This is a genomic window from Mesorhizobium sp. M2E.F.Ca.ET.219.01.1.1, from assembly GCF_004016445.2.
Taxonomy (GTDB): domain Bacteria; phylum Pseudomonadota; class Alphaproteobacteria; order Rhizobiales; family Rhizobiaceae; genus Mesorhizobium.
Genome location: NZ_SADT02000001.1, coordinates 1,007,099 through 1,024,378 on the forward strand (window position 1 = coordinate 1,007,099; position 17,280 = coordinate 1,024,378).

Below are 17,280 nucleotides of genomic sequence, written 5' to 3' on the forward strand. Positions count from 1 at the left end.
GTCCGTGCAACTGCGGCTGCCGCTGTTCGAGGCGACGGAAGTGTGGCCTTGTAGCCCGCCCGCAATGGTCGCGTCGCGTAAGAAGTGGGTCGCGCCCTCCCGGTCAATTCGCGGCGTGCACAGGCCGCCTTGGCAGGGACAGGCGGCCTCCTTGGCGTTTCAAGAGGCGGATGGCCCGGCCCTCAGGCCGCGCTCGCGATCCCGGCCGCAAAGTCGCGATAGGTGTGCAGGGGACGGCCCAAAATACTGGTCAGCCGCACAACGTCATCGGCCTCCGGGATCATGCCGTCGCTGACATAGCGCTCGGCCATCAGGCGCATCTCGTAGGCCGTCCATTTCGGCATGAAGCTCGCCATGTTCTGCTCGAACGCGCCGGGATCGTCACCCCCATAGACCACTGGGCGACCGAGAAGGTCCGACCAGATCTTAGCCACGTTTGGGCCGGTCAGCGTGTCGGGCCCCACCACGTTGATGGTCTCGATCGGCAGCTTGCCGGGTGCGGAGTCGCGGCGGATCAGCTCGATCGCGGCTACTTCGGCGATGTCACGGGCGTCGACCATGGCTACGCCCTTGCTGCCAATCGGCATCGGATAGACGCCGTGCTCCATAATGACGTCCTTTACCATCGACTCGTTGTCGATGAAGTAGGTCGGACGCAAGATGGTGGCGCTGAAGTCCATCTGCACCAGCATGCGCTCGGCGCCGAACTTCACGGCGAAATGCGGGACGTTCACCGCCCGATCGGCTTCGAACACCGAAAGATAGACGACACGGTCGACGCCCGCTTCGCGAGCAACGTTGAGCGTGATGATCGCCTGGGCAAATTCGTCACCCGTGACGGCATTGAGCAGGAAGAGCGTGCTCACCCCTTTGAAGGCGCTGCGCAGTGCATCGATGTCGAGGAGATCGCCCTCGGCGACGTCGACACCGGTCGGGAAGCTGGCTTTCGCGGGGTCGCGAGTCAGCACACGCACCGTCGCGCCGCGCTGAAGGAGTTGGTCGACGACATGGCGGCCGACGCGGCCGGTGGCACCTGTAACGAGGATGGTCATTGGGGTTCACTTTCTGTTTGAGTTAAAAGGCACGCTCAAAATGAGTGATCCACATTCGTCCCGATAGATGATATGTTTGGACAGGTCGTCTCATTGGTGGAACAGAAAAGAACAAGATCGTGGATCTTCTCGCTCTTGCCGACTTCAACCTGGTGGCCCGCCACGGCGGGTTCGGAAAGGCCTCGCGTGCCGCCGGCCGGCCAAAGGCGACACTTTCCAGACGCGTGGCCGATCTCGAGGCAAGCCTTGATTTGCGCCTGTTCGAACGTGGTGCGCGGATGCTCAAGCTCACGGAGGAGGGACGAGCCCTGTTTGAACGAACGGCCTTTCTGCTCACAGAGCTTGATGAGACGGCGAAAGCGGTCGCTTCGGGCGGCCATAGCCCGCGTGGCCGGCTACGCATCAGCGCGCCACTGCTCTTTTCTCAGACGGCGATCGGAAAGCTCGCGGCGGGCTTCGTCCTTAGATACCCGGAGGTTCGGTTGGAGATCACTACGGAAGACAGGGCCGTGGACATGATCGAAGAAGCCTACGACCTCGTCATCCGGGTCAACCCGGAGCCGGATGCCACCCTTGTTGGGCGCGTGTTCCTGCGCGATCGGCTGGTGGTGGTGGCCAGTCCGCGCCTGACGCTCCCAGGCTCGGGAGGTCTCGTTCCCGCGATCAGTCGAGGCTCGTTGAACGAGTCCGAAGCCTGGCAAGTCACGACCTCGTCCGGCAAGTGGACGATTAACGCCAAGCCAGTGCTCAGCCTGGCGTCGTTCGTCATGGTCCGGGATGCGGTGCGCATGGGGCTCGGCGCCGCGCGCCTGCCGTTGTCGCTTGCCAGCGGTGATCTGGCTAACGGCACGCTGGTGCATTGGGGGGATGCGTCAGGGCCCGAAACGGCACTTTGGGCCCTTTATCCCTCGAGGCGCTTGCTCAGCCCCCGCGTGTCAGCCTTCCTCGACTACTTGAAGGAAGCCTTTCCGCAGGGGACGGCTGATGAATTGGCAGCCTATGTCGCGGACTGAACAATTCGGCCACCCTTTCCTATGGGCCCACCTCTGCAGCGAGCAAAACGGCGAACAAGACAAGCGGAGCAAGTGGGGAAACTCCGGCTGGCGCAACACGTCAACTCCGCGGCCGCCATGGTGACGGCCGTTGGTGCCAGCGCACACGTGTTCCACGCCCGTTCTGTCAACGTGACATCGGCTGAGCGCCTGGCTCAGCCGTGCAAGGAGGCCGCGACGAGGCTCTGCATCGAGGTGGTCGGACGACCGATCAGCCGCCTCAGCGCGCCACCGTCGTCGAACAGCGCCCCGCGCGAGGCGGCGGCGTCGGCATCGGCCAGAAGTGCAGCGAGATCGGCTGGCAGGCCGGCGCCCGTCAACACATCCCTGTAGTCTGCCTCGGACAGGTCGTTGTAGATGATCGTCTTGCCCGATTGCCGCGAGACCTCCATCGCAAGCTCGGCAAATGTGAAGGCATGGTCTGCGGCGAGTTCATAAGTCTTCCCCGCCTGGTCGCTGGCCGTCAGCACCGTGGCCGCGGCCTCGGCATAGTCCTGCCGCGCCGCGGACGAGAAGCGCCCGTCCTTCGCGGCGCCGACGAAGGCGCCGTGCTCAAGCGCTGCCGGGAGCGCCATGAGATGGTTTTCGGCGTACCAGCCATTGCGCAGGATCACGGCGGGCAGGCCCGAGGCCGCGATGGCCTCCTCCGTCTGCCGATGCTCGATCGCGAGCGTCGCGGGCGACGTGTCGGCGTGCAGCATGCTCGTATAGGCGATCAGTGAAACGCTGGCCGCTCTTGCAGCGTCGATCACGGCACGATGCCGCGGAAGGCGGCCGCTGACTTCGGTCGAGGAAATCAAGAGCAGTTTCTCGACGCCGGCCAGCGCCGAACGGAGCGTGTCGGGCCGGCTGTAGTCGGCCTCGCGCACGATCACGCCGCGTTCGGCCAGATCGTTGGCCTTTGCAGGGTTGCGAACCGCCGCGACGATCCGGTCGGCGGGAATGGTCTTCAGCAGCGCCTCGATCACGAGGCGGCCCAGTTGTCCTGTTGCTCCAGTTACTGCGTACATTGTTCAGTCCATTTCATGGTTGGGATTGGATACGGGAGCGTTTACATAGCGACCATAGTTACCAGGGGAAACCACGTATCTTGTGGTTACCTGCATTTTCCGGTAACCAGCTGGAAACCGCCGGTGAAGGATGGGCGATGGTTCTCAAGGTACGAAAGACGGTAAAGGCGCCTCTGGGCTGCCCGATGTCGCGGTGCATGGCTCTGCTTGGCGGCTGCTGGACGCCGGAGGTGCTCTGGTCCTTGAGCGAAGGCCCGCGCCGGTTCTCGGAATTGCGCCGCGATAATCCCTTCATCTCGGCGAAGGTCATGACGACCCGGCTGCGTGACCTTGAGCAGCGTGGCGTCCTGACCCGCCACGTCATGCCGACGTCGCCCCCAACGGTGGAATATGAGCTGACGTCATTGGGCCAGGAACTGCTCCCCGCGATCAGATCGATCGTCGAGGTCGGCTCGCGCCTGCTGCTGCGTGACTCTTCAGACTAAGGCGCGTTGATATTCAGGTGAGACCGGCCTGCAAATGGCGGTTTTCTGCGCTTCCGGTGCTCACATACGAAAAGTACGCTCCGCTCCGGTTCTCGGAAACCACCCAGTTTGGTCGCTTCGCGCCCGTCTTCGACTCCGACTCGGCCTGACCTGAATCTCAACACGCCTTAGAGCGGTCGCGCGGTTTGACTGCCCGAGAAAAATTTCCGAAGCAGGCGGCCGAATTGGAATAATCTATCTCTACAGATTTAATGGAATAATACCCTATAGGGCGATGCTTCACGGCCACGTCGAGGCAGTTTCACGCCATAGGAACAAACAGGCATGGTTCATGAAACCCCCGATCGCATCAAAGTCCTGTGGTTCCTGCCGACCCATGGCGACAGTCGCTATCTTGGCACCTCGGAAGGGGGCCGGGCGGTCGACCTGCCTTATCTGACGCAAGTGGCGCAGGCGGCCGACACGCTTGGCTACTACGGCGTGCTCCTGCCGACGGGTAGGTCCTGCGAGGATTCCTGGGTGATCGCATCGGCCCTGGCGCCGCTGACGAAGCGGCTGCGCTTCCTCGTCGCGGTCCGGCCCGGGCTGCAGTCGCCGACGCTCGCGGCGCGCATGACGGCAACGCTCGATCGTATCTCGAACGGACGGCTGCTGATCAATGTCGTCACCGGCGGCGACCCGCTGGAGAACAAGGGCGACGGCATCTTCCTGTCGCATGCCGAGCGCTATGAGGTGACGCAGGAATTCCTGCAGATCTACAAGCGCGTGCTGAGCGGCGAGACGGTCGAGCATCAGGGCAAGCATTTCCGCATCGAGGATGGCCGCCTCCTGTTCCCGCCGGTGCAGACGCCCTATCCGCCGCTCTATTTCGGCGGGTCTTCCGATGCGGGATCGACCGTGGCGGCGCAGGAGATCGACAAATACCTGACCTGGGGCGAACCGCCTGCCGATGTCGCGCGCAAGCTGGACGGCGTGCGCGAGCTCGCCGAAAAGGCCGGGCGCAAACTCTCCTTCGGCATTCGCCTGCATGTCATCGCCCGCGAAACCACCGCGGAAGCCTGGGCCGCCGCCGACAGGCTGATCAGCCGTCTCGACGACGCGACCATCGCCTCGGCGCAGAAGGTCTTTTCGCGCATGGACTCGGTCGGCCAGGCGCGGATGAGCGCGCTGCATGGCGGCGACCGGTCCAAGCTCGAGATCGCGCCGAACCTGTGGGCCGGCGTCGGCCTGGTGCGCGGCGGCGCCGGCACGGCCCTGGTCGGCGACCCCGATACCATTGCCGAGCGCATCGACGAATACCGGCGGCTCGGCATCGATACCTTCATCCTGTCCGGCTACCCGCATCTGGAAGAAGCCTACCGCTTTGGCGAGCTGGTGCTGCCGCATCTGCCGACCGAACATCCGGTCAAGGCGCCCGGCTCGTCCGTCAACACCGGTCCTTTCGGCGAAACGATCGCCGGCGACCATCGTCCGAAATCGCTCGCCAGCGCCTCGTGAACGCGCTGCCGCCCCGGCCGCGAAGCCATGTTGTCGTTCTCGGCGGCGGCTTTACCGGCGCAGCCGTGGCCTGGCATCTGGCGCGCCAGTCCGCCCGGCCATTGATCACGATCATAGAGCCGCGTCCGTTCCTCGGCGGCGGGCTGGCCTATTCCAGCGAGGAGCCGTCGCATCGCGTCAACGTGCCAGCGTCCAGGATGAGCCTGTCGCCGGACGAGCCGGAGCATTTTTCGCACTGGCTGGCGCATGGCGGCGAGGCCGAGCGCGACCCGGATGCGGTATGGCGTAACGGCGACATCTTTCCCAGGCGCCAGGTCTTCGGCCGCTACGTTGCCGAGCAACTGGCGCCGCATATCGCCAGCGGAGCGATCCGCCATGTTCGAGATCGTGCCAGCGACGTGAAGCGCGACGGCAACGGCTGGATCGTGACCGCTTCCGGTCAACCGATCGCCGCCGACATAGTGGTTCTCGCCATGACGCATCCGTCGCCCGATGTTCCGGTCGCGCTGGAGTCGATCGCCGATGCGGAGGGTTTCGTTGCCGATGTCTACTCTGGCGATGCGCTTGGTTCGATCGCTCCCGAAGCGTCGGTGCTGATCGTCGGCTCCGGCCTGACCTCGGCCGACACCGTCGCCGAGCTCGATCGCCGCGGCCATCGCGGGCGTATCCTGACCGTGTCACGCCATGGATTGCGTTCGCGCGGGCACCCGCGAGTACGTGGCGAACCTTTTGGCGATTTCACTGCCATGCCGGCCACGACCGCGCTCGGATTGCTCGAAAATATCCGCTCGACGCTGGCAGCGGCCAATGCCCGCGGCGTCAACTGGCAGTCAGTCTTCGATCAGCTGCGGCTGCAGGGACCGGTAATCTAGTCCGCTCTCAAGGAAGATCAGCGCACTCGGCTGGTGCGGCGGCTGCGCGCGTTCTGGGACGTGCATCGCTTCCGCATCGCGCCGCAGGTCGAGGCGGTGCTCGATCGCCGCCGCGCCGAGGGCACGTTCGATAATATCGCCGCGAGCCTTGTGGCCTCGAACGACGACGGAGACGGCCTGGCCATTACTTTGCGCCGGCGCGGTCAAAGGCAATTCGAGACGATGCATTTCGACGCGGTGATCAACACAACGGGGCCGGCGCATGGCAAGACGCTGCGGATCAATCCGGCGCTGCGCTCGCTTGGCGATGCCGGCCTGATCCGGATCGACAGCCATGGGCTCGGCATTGCAACCGGGCGCGACAGTCGCGCCGTCGGTCCGGACGGCGGGCCTGTGCCCGGCCTTTTCATTGCCGGACCATTGGCACGCGGCACCTTCGGCGAGCTGATGGGCCTGCCGGAAGTGGCGCGTCACGCGCAAGCGGTCGCCTCCGAGATCGAAAGCCGGCTCGGCGCCTTGTCGTCGTTCGTGAGCGGGCGCTGAAAATCCACGACGGTGCAGGCAAGCGAATTGGTATTTCCGTCCGGGCAGGGCCATCAAAACGGAAAATCCTACTTTGTATATATACTCAGTAGACTAATAATTAGCGACGAAATCCGGCCACGTCCGGATCAATCGTTGGGACAGGCCAAACCGGGAGATCTCCATGCCGCAGAACAATCGCGACGCAGTCAAATTCGCTTATTGGGTGCCGAACGTCTCGGGTGGCCTTGTCATTTCGAACATCGAGCAGAGGACCAACCACTCGGCCGAGTACAACCGCAAGCTGGCGCAGATCGCCGAGCAGGCGGGCTTCGATTATGCGCTGAGCCAGATCCGCTTCACGGCCGGCTATGGCGCCGACGAGCAGCATGAGTCGGTATCGTTCAGCCACGACCTGCTCGCCGCCACCAAGACGCTGAAGGTGATCGCGGCGATCCTGCCGGGGCCGTGGAACCCGGCGCTGGCGGCGAAGCAGCTCGCCACCATCAGCTATCTGACCGGCGGCCGCGTCGCCATCAATCTCGTTTCTGGCTGGTTCCGCGGCGAATTCCACGCCATCGGCGAGCATTGGCTCGACCATGACGAGCGCTATCGCCGCTCGGAAGAATTCATCCGCGCGCTGCGCGGCATCTGGACCGAGGACAGCTTCACCTTCCGTGGCGACTTCTACCGCTTCAACCAGTATTCGCTGAAGCCGAAGCCGCTGAAGCCGTTGCCGGAGATCTTCCAGGGCGGCTCGTCGCGCGCCGCGCGCGACATGGCCTCGCGCGTTTCGGACTGGTACTTCACCAATGGCAACACGCCCGCCGAGATCGCCAAGCAGGTCGACGACATCCAGGCCAAAGCCAAGGCCAACAACCACTCGGTCAAGGTCGGCGTCAACGCTTTCGCCATCGTGCGCGAGACTGAGGAGGAGGCAAAGGGGGTGCTGGCCGAGATCATCGCCAAGGCCAATCCGGAGGCCGTCAATGCCTTCGGCCACGAGGTCAAGAACGCCGGCAAGGCTTCGCCGGAAGGCGAGGGCAATTGGGCGAAGTCGTCCTTCGACGATCTGGTGCAGTACAATGACGGTTTCCGCTCGAACCTGATCGGCACGCCGAAACAGGTAGCCGAGCGCATCGTCGATCTCAAGCGTGCCGGCGCCGATCTCATCCTGCTCGGCTTCCTGCACTTCCAGGAAGAGGTCGAGTATTTCGGCAAGCATGTCATCCCGCTCGTGCGCGAGCTGGAAAACGCGGAAGCCGCGGCGGCGCTCGCCGCCGAATAACAACGCCAGCCGCCGGCCGGAGATCCTCCGGCCAGCCGACGATGATGAACCGCGCGCCGGTCGGGCGCGCGGCCGGGACCGTGCGTGCCTTCTACAGTTGGGGAACGATGGAATGCCGATATCCAACCATGCTTTCGGGGCGATCGAGGCTTCGGTCTATGCGCCGGAGGTCTTCGCGCAAGGGCTGCCGGCCGCTCAGCGGCAGGCTCACGGCGACAGGCCTCGACAGCCTGCGGCGGAAGATGCCGCGCCGCTTCTTGCCCTTGAGGGCATAGGGCTGTCTTTCGGTGGCGTGGTGGCGCTGGCGGATGTCGATCTGTCGGTTCGACCGGGTGAAATACGCGCCATCATCGGCCCGAACGGCGCCGGTAAGAGCTCGCTGATCAATGTCATCAGCGGCGTCTATCGGGCTGATCGCGGCCACGTCCGGCTCTATGGCGCGCGCTATGCCCAGGTCCCGACGCAACGGCTGGCGCGTCTGGGCGTCGCCCGCACCTTTCAGAATCTCGCTCTGTTCAAGGGGCTCAGCGTCCTCGACAATGTCACGTCCGGCCTTGCCTATCGGACCAGATCCAACTTCGCCGGACAGATACTCGGCATAGGCCGCACCCGCCGCGAGCAGCAGGAGCAGCGCGGGCGCGCCGACCAGGTTCTCGAATTCCTGCACTTGACCGACGTCCGCGACCGGCTGGCCGGCACGCTGCCCTATGGTCTGCAGAAGCGTGCCGAGCTTGCCCGGGCGCTGGTCGCCGAACCGCGGCTGCTTTTGCTCGACGAGCCCATGGCCGGCATGACGGCGGGCGAGAAGAGCGAGATGGCGGCCTATGTGCGCGCCGCGCGCGACCGCTTCGCCACCACCGTCGTGCTGATCGAGCACGATGTCGGCGTCGTCATGGGCCTGTCGGATCGCATCGCCGTGCTCGACTACGGGCGCAAGATCGCCGACGGCACGCCGGAGGAGGTCAGGAACGACCAGCGTGTCATCGACGCCTATCTCGGCGTCGCCTCCGGCAATGAAGAGGGGGCAGACATATGATCGGCGACTTCGACTACCAGTTCTTCCTCGAAGTGCTGACCGGCGGCCTGCTGTCGGGTGTCATGTACTCGCTGGTCGCGATCGGCTTCGTGCTGATCTACAAGACCTCCGGCGTGCTCAATTTCGCGCAAGGCGCGCTGCTTCTGTTTGCGGCGCTGACCTTCGTCAGCCTCGTCGAGCGCGGCGTCCCGTTCGCTCTGGCCTTGGCCGTCACCTTCGCCATCATGGTGGCGCTCGGCATCGGCATCGAGCGCACGGTGCTGAGGCCGTTGACCAACAAGCCGCCGATCACGCTTTTCATGGCCACGCTCGGCCTCTCCTACATCATCGAGGGCGCCGCCCAGCTCATCTGGGGCACGCAGGTGCACGGCCTCGAGCTCGGCATCGAGGATGTGCCGCTGGAAGTCGGCGGTGTGCTGATCAGCCAGTTCGACATCTTTGCCGCCGCGGTGGCCGCGGCCATGGTGCTGCTCTTGTCGCTGTTCTTCCGCTACACCCGCATCGGCTTGAGCTTCCGCGCCGTCGCCGACGATCAGTTCGCCGCTTTAGCCGTCGGGCTCAGGCTGCCGCTGATCTGGGCGAGCGTGTGGGCCGCGGCCGGCCTCGTCGCGCTGGTGGCCGGACTGCTCTGGGGCGCGCGTCTCGGCGTCCAGTTCTCGCTCTCGCTGGTGGTGCTCAAGGCGCTGCCGGTGCTGGTGCTGGGCGGCTTCGATTCCATCCTCGGCGCGATCGTCGGCGGGCTTCTGATCGGCGCCAGCGAGAAGCTCGCCGAGGTCTATATCGGCGACTATTTCGGCGGCGGCATCGAAAGCTGGTTCGCCTATGTCGTGGCGCTCGTCTTCCTGCTCATCCGCCCATCAGGCCTGTTCGGCCAGAAGCTTGTCGAAAGGGTCTGACGATGAGCGCCATCGCCACGCAACTGTCTCCGGCCGCCGCGCTGCCGAAATGGCTGGCGCCGCTGCTCCTCATCGCCTTCGCCTATGTCGTCATCCCGCTGATCGGCAACTCCTACCTGTTCGAGGCGATCCTGCTGCCTTTCCTGGCGCTCAGCCTGGCGGGCGTGGGGCTGAACATCCTCACCGGCTATGCCGGCCAGGTGTCGCTCGGCAGCGCCGCCTTCATGGCGGCCGGCGCTTTCGCCGCCTATAATTTCAGCCTGCGTATCGAAGGCCTGCCGCTCGTCGCCAGCATCATCCTTTCCGGCCTCGTGGCTGCCGCGATCGGCATCGTCTTCGGCCTGCCCAGCCTGCGGCTGAAAGGCTTCTACCTGGCGGTCTCGACACTTGCCGCGCAGTTCTTCGTGCAATGGGCGCTAACCAAGTTCAGCTGGTTCTCCAACGACTCGGCGTCAGGCGTCATCGACGCGCCGAAGCTTTCCATCGCCGGCTTCGAGTTTGACGGCGCGGTCGGTCGTTATCTCTTCGCGCTTACCGTCGTCGTCGTCCTCACCTTCCTCGCCCATCGGCTGGTCACCTCGCAGACAGGACGCAACTTCATCGCCATCCGCGACAACGACACGGCGGCGCGCATCATCGGCATTCCGGTGCTGAAGACGAAGCTGCTCGCCTTCGCCATCTCGTCCTTCATCATCGGCGTCGCCGGCGTCATCTGGGCGTTCGCCTATCTCAGGACCGTCGAGCCGGCGGGCTTCGACCTCGACCGCTCGTTCCAGATCCTGTTCATCATCATCATCGGCGGGCTCGCCTCGATACGCGGGGCTTTCCTGGGTGCATCGCTTATCGTCGTCTTCCCGCTGGTGCTGTCGCGCCTCGGCGGCTTCCTGCTCGGCGACCTCTTCGATTCCGGCGTGCTCGACATGAGCCAGCGCATCGTGCTCGGCGCGCTCATCATCCTCTTTCTGATCCTGGAACCGGACGGGCTGGTCGCCCTCTGGGACAGGGTCCGGAGACGGCTCTCGCTCGCTTGGCAATCGAGCTGAGACCGGTTGGCAGCCGCGCGCTCCAACACTGCAAGCATTCAGAGAATGAACCAGGCCAAACCAAGGCCCATACTGGAGACCCTCGAACCATGACCTTCCTCAGCACAGTCAAGGCGATTGCCATCTCGGCGGCGCTGGCCGTGTCGGTGGCCTTGCCGGCCGCCCATGCCGACGAGCAATATTTCCCGCTGCAGAGCTATCGCGTCGGGCCCTATGCGGCCGGCGGCACCGGCTTCTTCGGCGGCTTCATCGATTATCTCAACCTGATCAACATCCGCGACGGCGGCGTCAACGGCGTCAAGCTGACATGGGACGAGTGCGAGACCCAGTATGAGGTCGAGCGCGGCGTCGAATGCTACGAGCGTCAGAAGAGCCATGCCGGCGCTGCCGCCTGGAATCCGCTCTCGGTCGGCATCGCCTACGCCATGATCGACCGCATCACCGCCGACAAGGTGCCGCTGATCACGGTCAATCACGGCCGCACCGACTCCACCGACGGGCGGGTCTTCCCTTATGTCTTCCCGCTGCTGCTCAACCCCTACAGCGAGACCTCCGGCATCGTGAACTACATCGCCGCCAAGGAAGGCGGCATCGACAAGCTGAAGGGCAAGAAGATCGTCGTGCTCTATCACGGCTCGCCCTACGGCAAGGAGACGATCCCGATCTACGAGCTCCTGGCGCAGAAATACGGCTTCACCGTGCAGCAGATCGAGGTACCGCACCCCGGCAACGAGCAGCAGTCGCAATGGCTGACGATCCGCCGCGCCAAGCCGGACTTCGTCGTGTTGCGCGGCTGGGGCGTGATGAACCCGGTGGCGCTGAAGACGGCGGTGAAGGTCGGCTATCCGGTCGACCACATCATCGGCAATGTCTGGTCGAATTCGGAAGAAGACGTCATCCCGGCCGGCGACGCCGCCAAGGGCTACACCGCGATCACCACGCAGGCTTCGGGCAACACCTATCCGGTTGTGCAGGAGATCGTGAAGACCGTCTACGGCGCCGGCAAGGGCAACCTCGAGGACAAGTCGCGCATCGGCTCGGTCTATCATAATCTCGGCATCGTCAACGGCATCCTCAATGTCGAGGCAATCCGCATCGCGCAGGAGAAGTTCGGCCATCGCACCCTGACCGGCGACGAGGTCCGCTGGGGCTTCGAGCACCTCAAGCTCGATCCGGCCAAGGTTGAAGCGCTCGGCGCCAAGGACCTGTTCCACTCCATCAATGTCAGTTGGGACAACCACGAAGGCGAAGGCTACGTGACCTTCCAGCAGTGGGACGGCAAGAAGTGGAACGTCGTCTCCGACTGGATCGCCCCCGACTGGGCACTTCTGCGGCCGATCATCGAAAAGTCGGCTGAAGCCTATGCGGCCGAGAAGGGCATCAAGCCGCGCACCGCAGCCGATGCCGAAGCGGTGGCCGCCACCAACTGATCCAACGGACCGGGCGCCGGATTATACTGCGACGCCCGGTCATCCACTTCGCACACATCAGGGAAGCGCGCGATGCCGGGCAATGACGTCATCCTCGCCGTGGACAATATCCACGCCACCTACAATCACGCCATCACGGCGTTGCACGGCGTCAGCTTCGAGATCAGGCAAGGCGAGATGCTGGCGCTGCTCGGCGCCAACGGCGCCGGCAAGACCACCACGCTGAAAGCTGTCTCCAACCTGCTGCCGGCCGAGCGTGGCCAGATCACCGCCGGTTCGATCAGGTTCGATGGCGAGGACGTCTCGCGGCGAAAGCCGGGCGACCTGGTGCGTGCCGGGCTCGTCCAGGTGCTGGAAGGCCGCCACTGCTTCAAGAGCCTGAGCGTCGAGGAGAACCTGGTTTCCGGTGGCATCGGCCGCAGCGGCAGCCGCGCCGAGATCAATCGGGATCTGGAACGGGTCTATGCCCATTTCCCCCGGCTGCGGGAAAAGCGGCGGACCTTGTCGGGGCTGACCTCGGGCGGCGAACAGCAGATGACGGCAATCGGCCGGGCGCTGATGTCGCGACCGCGCCTGCTCGTCCTCGACGAACCGTCGATGGGGCTTGCCCCGCTCATCGTCCAGGACATCTTCCAGACGCTTAGAAAGCTGAACCGGGAGGCCGGCCTGTCGATCCTGGTCGCCGAGCAGAATTCGGCGGTCGCGCTTGGCTATGCCGATCATGCGACGGTGCTCGAGAACGGGGTCTCGGTTCTCTCCGGCGCCGCCGCCAGCCTGCGCCAGCGCGAGGATGTGCGCGCCTTCTATCTCGGACAACAGCCTTCGCCCGCCGCCCAACCAACCCATCTCCACGCCGTCGTGTGAACCGAAATCCCAAGGAGCCATGAAATGACTGTGTCCAACCTGAAGACCGACAAAGCGGCGGCCGCCGTTCCACCGGTGCCGCGTCCGGCCACCGCCGCGCATATCATCAAGGACGACGCCGAAGCGATCGCGGTCGCGCATCGCCTTGCGGCCGAGTTCGTCAAGGAGTCCTCCAAGCGCGATCGCGAGCGGATCTGGCCGGTGGCCGAGCTCGACCAGTTCTCGCAGAGCGGCCTGTGGTCGATCAATGTGCCGAAGGCGTTCGGCGGGCCGGAAGTGTCCTACGCGACTTTGGCCAAGGTGATCGAGATCATCTCGGCGGCCGATTCCTCGATAGGCCAGATCGCGCAGAACCATCTCGGCGTCGTCGCGGCCATCCGCACCGTCTCCGACAAGGACCAGCAGGCGCTGCTCTTTGCCGAAGTGCTGAAGGGGACGCGGTTCGGCAACGCCTTTTCCGAATTCGGCTCCAAGCGCGCCGCCGATTTCGAGACGAAGTACACCGACGCCGGCGACCATGTCATCGTCAACGGCCAGAAATTCTATTCATCGGGCGCGCTGCTTGCCCATCTGGTGCCGATCGTTGCGCTCGACGACGAGGGCCGGGCCTGGTACGCGATCGCCGATCGCGGCGCGCCCGGCCTGACCGTGATCGACGACTGGTCGAGCTTCGGCCAGCGCACGACGCTGTCGGGCACCGTGATCATCGACAACGTCAAGGTGCCGAAGACGCATCTCGTTCCGGGTTACAAGGGTTACGACAAGCCGACCGCAGACGGCGCCATCTTCCAGATCATCCAGGTGGCGGTGGACACCGGCATAGCACAGGCGGCGATCGACGAAACGGTCAACTTCGTCAGGACCAGGAGCCGCGCTTGGATCGACAGCGGCGTCGACAATGCCTGGGACGATCCCTACACGATCCAGGCGGTCGGCGACCTGACGCTTCGACTGCATGCTGCCCAGGCGTTGCTCGAAAAGGCCGGCCATGCCATCGACCGCGCAGTCGCCGAGCCGACCGCCGAGACGGTGGCGCATGCGCAGATCGTCACCGCGGAAGCGAAGATCCTGTCGACCGAGATCGCGATCGCGGCGACCAACAAGCTGTTCGAACTGGCGGGCACGCGCTCGACGCTCGCCGAGCACAATCTCGACCGGCACTGGCGCAACGCCCGCACCCACACGCTGCACGATCCGGTGCGCTGGAAATACGCCATCCTCGGCAAGTATTTCCTCAACGGCGAGAACCCGCCGTTGCACGCCTGGAGCTGATCGCGCCGGCCCGCCGAGGCCGGCAGGCCTCGGCCACGCTTTCGCCAAGCGGCGGCCGGCATGGCCGCCCAAATGTCAATCCGGAGCACCCTTGGAGGTCCGTTCCATGTCCAGCCCAGCAATCGTCGGCTTTTCCGGCAACATCACCCGTCCGTCGAAGACGCGCAGTTTCGTCGATCTCGTCGTCCAGGACATCGCCACGCGCCATGGCCTGACGGGCCACACTTATGACATCGACGATGTCGGCCCGTCGCTAGGCGCAGCCAAATGGTCGCGCGATCTCGATGAGCAGGGGCAGGCGATCCTGACGCAGGTCATTGCAGCCGACGTGCTCGTGGTCGGCTCGCCGACCTACAAGGGCAGCTATACCGGGCTGTTCAAGCATTTCTTCGATCTGATCGATCCGTCGGCGCTGAGGGGCAAGCCGGTGCTGCTGACTGCGACCGGAGGCGGTGAGCGACATGCCCTGGTCGTGGAGCACCAGCTGCGGCCGCTGTTCGGCTTCTTCGAAGCCTTCACGCTGCCGACGGCTGTCTATGCCACCGACAAGGATTTTACCGATGGTGTGCTCCGGTCCGACCTAATCCTGAAGCGGGCGGCGCAGGCCGTCGATGGGATCGCCGTTTTGCTTGCCGATAAATCGGGTGTCAGAGTGGCCGCCGAATAGTCATACGGCGGTGCCCCAGCGGCAAATCCCCAAATAGTTTGCTTTCTAATCGGCGGTCTGCATCGCAGCGGACGCCGGCCCGCGGTCATTGGCACATCCGCCGGAACTGCAATCGCCTGGCGCCGTCAATTCGAGTTCAACGACAAGGGAAGGGCTGCTGCTTCGGTTTCGGCGAAGCAAAGGACAGAAAAAGACTTCTTTTGGCGACCCGGCCCGGATGCTCTCTTGCGGGACCTAGAACAAGGCCCGCCTGGGAGGGCGACGCATAACAAGAGAGCGGCTGCCGAAACGACAGCCTGGCATACGCCACTCGAATGGGCCGATGCCAGCAACAGCCATGGGGAACCACGACAATGAAGACATTCCGCAATTGCCTGCTGACCGCGGTCGGCGCGGGCCTGCTCGGCCTGGGACTTGCCGCTCCCGCTGACGCGGGCGCCATTCGCCTCGGCATGACCACCTGGGTCGGCTACGGGCCGCTCTTTCTTGCCCGCGACCTCGGCTACTTCAAGGAGGCCGGCGTTGATGTCGATCTGAAAGTGATCGAAGAATCGGCGCTCTATATGGCGGCGGTCGCCGGCGGCGATCTCGATGGCGCGGCATCCACAGTCGACGAACTGATGAAGTACCGCTCCGACGACCTCTGCTTCAAATATGTCGTGGCGCTTGACGACAGCCACGGCGGCGACGGCGTCGTCACGCAGGCCGACGTCAAGTCGCTCAAGGATCTGAAGGGCCAGCCCGTGGCCCTGAACGAGGGCTCCGTTTCCGAATTCTGGTTCAACGTGCTCCTGAAGAAGGAAGGCATGACCGAGGACGATGTCAGTGTCACCAACATGACCGCCGACGACGCCGCGACGGCCTTCATCGCCGGCCAGGTTCCCGCCGCCGTGACCTGGGAGCCGCACCTCACCGAAGTCCGCAAGGGCGGCAAAGGCAAGGTGCTGATCGACTCCACGACGACGCCTGGCCTGATCGTCGACGTGATCGCGCTCAAATGCGACCTGATCGAGAAGCATCCCGAGGATGTGAAGGCTTTGATCAAGGGCTATTACAAGGCGCTCGACTACATCAAGACCAATCCGGACAAGGCTTATGAGATCATGGCCAAGGGCATTGGCGGCTATCTCGAGAAGCCCGAGGATTTCGCGGCCGGCGCCCAGGGCGTGCGCTACTACGACCGCGCCCGCAACCTGGAATTCTTCGGCACGCCGGAAAAGAGCGAGGCGGCCGACCTGGTGAACTTCGCCCAGGATGTCTGGGGCAAGGCCGGCAAGCTCAAGATGACGATCGACTCGAAAACCATCCTCGATACCGATTTCATCAAGGAACAGTGAGCTTTCGAAACTGACAGGGTTGGTCCCTCGGGGCCGGCCCTGTTTTCTCGAAAGCCAGAGTTTCGCGCATAAATCACGGAGGCCATCTTATGGCACAGAGGCGGACGGCGTGGACACGCCTGACGACCCCATTCGCCAACATTCCCGCCAGCACTGCAACCACGCTCGCATTGGCAATGTGGATAGCCGTGATCGGCGGCTGGGCTCTTCTGTCCTACGGCCGCGTCGTGCCGAACATGTTCCTGCCGACGCCCGGAACCGTGCTGCAGACGGCCTATCGCATGTCGCTGGACGGCAGTCTTTTCTATCATACTTTCACCAGCGCCAAGGTGGTGATCCTGGGCTTCATCGTGTCCTCGGCGATCGCAGTGCCGCTGGGGCTGTGGATGGGCACCTACCGGGCAGTGCAGGCGCCGCTTGAGCCGCTGGTCAACTTCATCCGCTATCTGCCGGTGACCTCTTTCGTGCCGCTGTTCATCCTGTGGATCGGCATCGGTATCGAGCAGCGCATCGCAGTCATCTTCTTCGGCACGTTCTTCCAGCAGCTGGTGATGATTTCCGACTGCGCGCGCAGCGTATCGAGGGACCTGGTCAACGCCTCCTACACACTGGGCACAAAGCGCAGCGAGGCGGTGTGGCACGTCATTTTCCCCGCAGCGCTTCCGGCGATCCTCGACACGCTCCGCGTCACCATGGGCTGGGCCTGGACCTATCTGGTCGTGGCGGAACTCGTCGCGGCGTCGAGCGGGCTCGGCTATATCAGCCTCAAGGCGATGCGCGGCTTCCAGGTCGACGTGATCTTCATGGCGATCGCCGCGATCGGGCTTCTCGGCCTCATCACCGACACGGCATTCCGCATTCTCCGGGCAAGGGTCGCGCCATGGGCAGCCTGACTATGAACGCCTCCTCGCAAACCGCAGCCGGATCAAGGGTAGCGATGACCGAAACCATCAAGGC

Annotated in this window: 17 protein-coding genes; 15 read left to right on the forward strand and 2 right to left on the reverse strand. The window is 64.2% G+C overall.

Going from position 1 to position 17,280, the window contains the following annotated elements; all coding sequences use genetic code 11:
- Window positions 1–182 precede the first annotated feature (182 nt).
- Window positions 183–1,052, reverse strand: coding sequence for an NmrA/HSCARG family protein (locus tag EN862_RS04800; protein ID WP_127864672.1), 870 nt, complete (start codon window positions 1,050–1,052; stop codon window positions 183–185).
- Between the two features lie 119 nt (window positions 1,053–1,171).
- Between EN862_RS04800 and EN862_RS04805 the strand changes: the two genes are divergently transcribed.
- Window positions 1,172–2,065: a LysR substrate-binding domain-containing protein gene (locus EN862_RS04805; RefSeq protein ID WP_127876783.1), complete on the forward strand. Its 894-nt coding sequence runs from the start codon at window positions 1,172–1,174 to the stop codon at window positions 2,063–2,065.
- A gap of 194 nt (window positions 2,066–2,259) precedes the next feature.
- Here the strand turns inward: EN862_RS04805 and EN862_RS04810 are convergent, their stop codons facing one another.
- Entirely contained in the window at window positions 2,260–3,114 is an 855-nt protein-coding gene (locus EN862_RS04810; protein WP_127868598.1) for an SDR family oxidoreductase, read from the reverse strand.
- 137 nt (window positions 3,115–3,251) lie between these two features.
- Here EN862_RS04810 and EN862_RS04815 point away from each other — a divergent pair, with 137 nt between their 5' ends.
- The 14 genes from EN862_RS04815 to EN862_RS04875 all read left to right on the forward strand — a co-directional run bounded on the left by EN862_RS04815 (window position 3,252) and on the right by EN862_RS04875 (window position 17,216).
- Window positions 3,252–3,599 carry a helix-turn-helix domain-containing protein gene (locus EN862_RS04815; RefSeq protein ID WP_095817448.1) on the forward strand — a complete coding sequence of 116 codons (348 nt, stop codon included), beginning with the start codon at window positions 3,252–3,254 and terminating at the stop codon, window positions 3,597–3,599.
- A gap of 324 nt (window positions 3,600–3,923) precedes the next feature.
- Entirely contained in the window at window positions 3,924–5,096 is a 1,173-nt protein-coding gene (ssuD, locus tag EN862_RS04820) for an FMNH2-dependent alkanesulfonate monooxygenase (protein WP_127868599.1), read from the forward strand.
- Window positions 5,093–5,968 carry an FAD-dependent oxidoreductase gene (locus EN862_RS37505; RefSeq protein ID WP_348632064.1) on the forward strand — a complete coding sequence of 292 codons (876 nt, stop codon included), beginning with the start codon at window positions 5,093–5,095 and terminating at the stop codon, window positions 5,966–5,968. Before ssuD ends, EN862_RS37505 begins: the two co-directional genes overlap by 4 nt.
- Window positions 5,969–6,001: 33 nt before the next feature.
- Window positions 6,002–6,511, forward strand: coding sequence for a hypothetical protein (locus tag EN862_RS37510; protein ID WP_348632065.1), 510 nt, complete (start codon window positions 6,002–6,004; stop codon window positions 6,509–6,511).
- 163 nt (window positions 6,512–6,674) lie between these two features.
- Window positions 6,675–7,778, forward strand: coding sequence for a dimethylsulfone monooxygenase SfnG (gene sfnG, locus EN862_RS04830; RefSeq protein WP_127868600.1), 1,104 nt, complete (start codon window positions 6,675–6,677; stop codon window positions 7,776–7,778).
- A gap of 112 nt (window positions 7,779–7,890) precedes the next feature.
- Entirely contained in the window at window positions 7,891–8,814 is a 924-nt protein-coding gene (locus EN862_RS04835) for an ABC transporter ATP-binding protein (RefSeq protein WP_127868601.1), read from the forward strand.
- Entirely contained in the window at window positions 8,814–9,710 is an 897-nt protein-coding gene (locus EN862_RS04840; RefSeq protein WP_189401074.1) for a branched-chain amino acid ABC transporter permease, read from the forward strand. The genes EN862_RS04835 and EN862_RS04840 overlap by 1 nt, the downstream gene beginning before the upstream one ends.
- Window positions 9,711–9,712: 2 nt before the next feature.
- Entirely contained in the window at window positions 9,713–10,753 is a 1,041-nt protein-coding gene (locus EN862_RS04845; protein WP_127868603.1) for a branched-chain amino acid ABC transporter permease, read from the forward strand.
- An 89-nt stretch (window positions 10,754–10,842) separates the two neighbouring features.
- Window positions 10,843–12,183: an ABC transporter substrate-binding protein gene (locus tag EN862_RS04850; RefSeq protein ID WP_112126904.1), complete on the forward strand. Its 1,341-nt coding sequence runs from the start codon at window positions 10,843–10,845 to the stop codon at window positions 12,181–12,183.
- A gap of 72 nt (window positions 12,184–12,255) precedes the next feature.
- Window positions 12,256–13,047 (forward strand): ABC transporter ATP-binding protein, encoded by a 792-nt coding sequence (locus EN862_RS04855; protein ID WP_127868604.1) that lies wholly within the window; start codon window positions 12,256–12,258, stop codon window positions 13,045–13,047.
- Window positions 13,048–13,071: 24 nt separating this feature from the next.
- Window positions 13,072–14,319, forward strand: a complete 1,248-nt coding sequence (locus EN862_RS04860; RefSeq protein WP_127868605.1) for an SfnB family sulfur acquisition oxidoreductase — start codon at window positions 13,072–13,074, stop codon at window positions 14,317–14,319.
- Window positions 14,320–14,425: 106 nt separating this feature from the next.
- On the forward strand, window positions 14,426–14,986 hold the full coding sequence (gene msuE / locus EN862_RS04865; protein WP_127868606.1) for an FMN reductase: 561 nt from the start codon (window positions 14,426–14,428) through the stop codon (window positions 14,984–14,986).
- 353 nt (window positions 14,987–15,339) lie between these two features.
- The gene (locus EN862_RS04870; RefSeq protein ID WP_127868607.1) at window positions 15,340–16,323 is read left to right on the forward strand and encodes an ABC transporter substrate-binding protein; all 984 of its coding nucleotides are present in this window, start codon (window positions 15,340–15,342) and stop codon (window positions 16,321–16,323) included.
- An 89-nt stretch (window positions 16,324–16,412) separates the two neighbouring features.
- Entirely contained in the window at window positions 16,413–17,216 is an 804-nt protein-coding gene (locus tag EN862_RS04875) for an ABC transporter permease (RefSeq protein ID WP_126081817.1), read from the forward strand.
- Window positions 17,217–17,280: the final 64 nt, after the last annotated feature.

Bases quoted from the DNA above. Each gene is read 5' to 3' on its own strand.
- EN862_RS04800 (WP_127864672.1), bottom strand. From the start codon at position 1,052: ATGACCATCCTCGTTACAGGTGCCACCGGCCGCGTCGGCCGCCATGTC.
- EN862_RS04810 (WP_127868598.1), bottom strand. From the start codon at position 3,114: ATGTACGCAGTAACTGGAGCAACAGGACAACTGGGCCGCCTCGTGATC.
- EN862_RS04815 (WP_095817448.1), top strand. From the start codon at position 3,252: ATGGTTCTCAAGGTACGAAAGACGGTAAAGGCGCCTCTGGGCTGCCCG.
- ssuD (WP_127868599.1), top strand. From the start codon at position 3,924: ATGGTTCATGAAACCCCCGATCGCATCAAAGTCCTGTGGTTCCTGCCG.
- sfnG (WP_127868600.1), top strand. From the start codon at position 6,675: ATGCCGCAGAACAATCGCGACGCAGTCAAATTCGCTTATTGGGTGCCG.
- EN862_RS04835 (WP_127868601.1), top strand. From the start codon at position 7,891: ATGCCGATATCCAACCATGCTTTCGGGGCGATCGAGGCTTCGGTCTAT.
- EN862_RS04845 (WP_127868603.1), top strand. From the start codon at position 9,713: ATGAGCGCCATCGCCACGCAACTGTCTCCGGCCGCCGCGCTGCCGAAA.
- EN862_RS04850 (WP_112126904.1), top strand. From the start codon at position 10,843: ATGACCTTCCTCAGCACAGTCAAGGCGATTGCCATCTCGGCGGCGCTG.
- EN862_RS04855 (WP_127868604.1), top strand. From the start codon at position 12,256: ATGCCGGGCAATGACGTCATCCTCGCCGTGGACAATATCCACGCCACC.
- EN862_RS04860 (WP_127868605.1), top strand. From the start codon at position 13,072: ATGACTGTGTCCAACCTGAAGACCGACAAAGCGGCGGCCGCCGTTCCA.
- msuE (WP_127868606.1), top strand. From the start codon at position 14,426: ATGTCCAGCCCAGCAATCGTCGGCTTTTCCGGCAACATCACCCGTCCG.
- EN862_RS04870 (WP_127868607.1), top strand. From the start codon at position 15,340: ATGAAGACATTCCGCAATTGCCTGCTGACCGCGGTCGGCGCGGGCCTG.
- EN862_RS04875 (WP_126081817.1), top strand. From the start codon at position 16,413: ATGGCACAGAGGCGGACGGCGTGGACACGCCTGACGACCCCATTCGCC.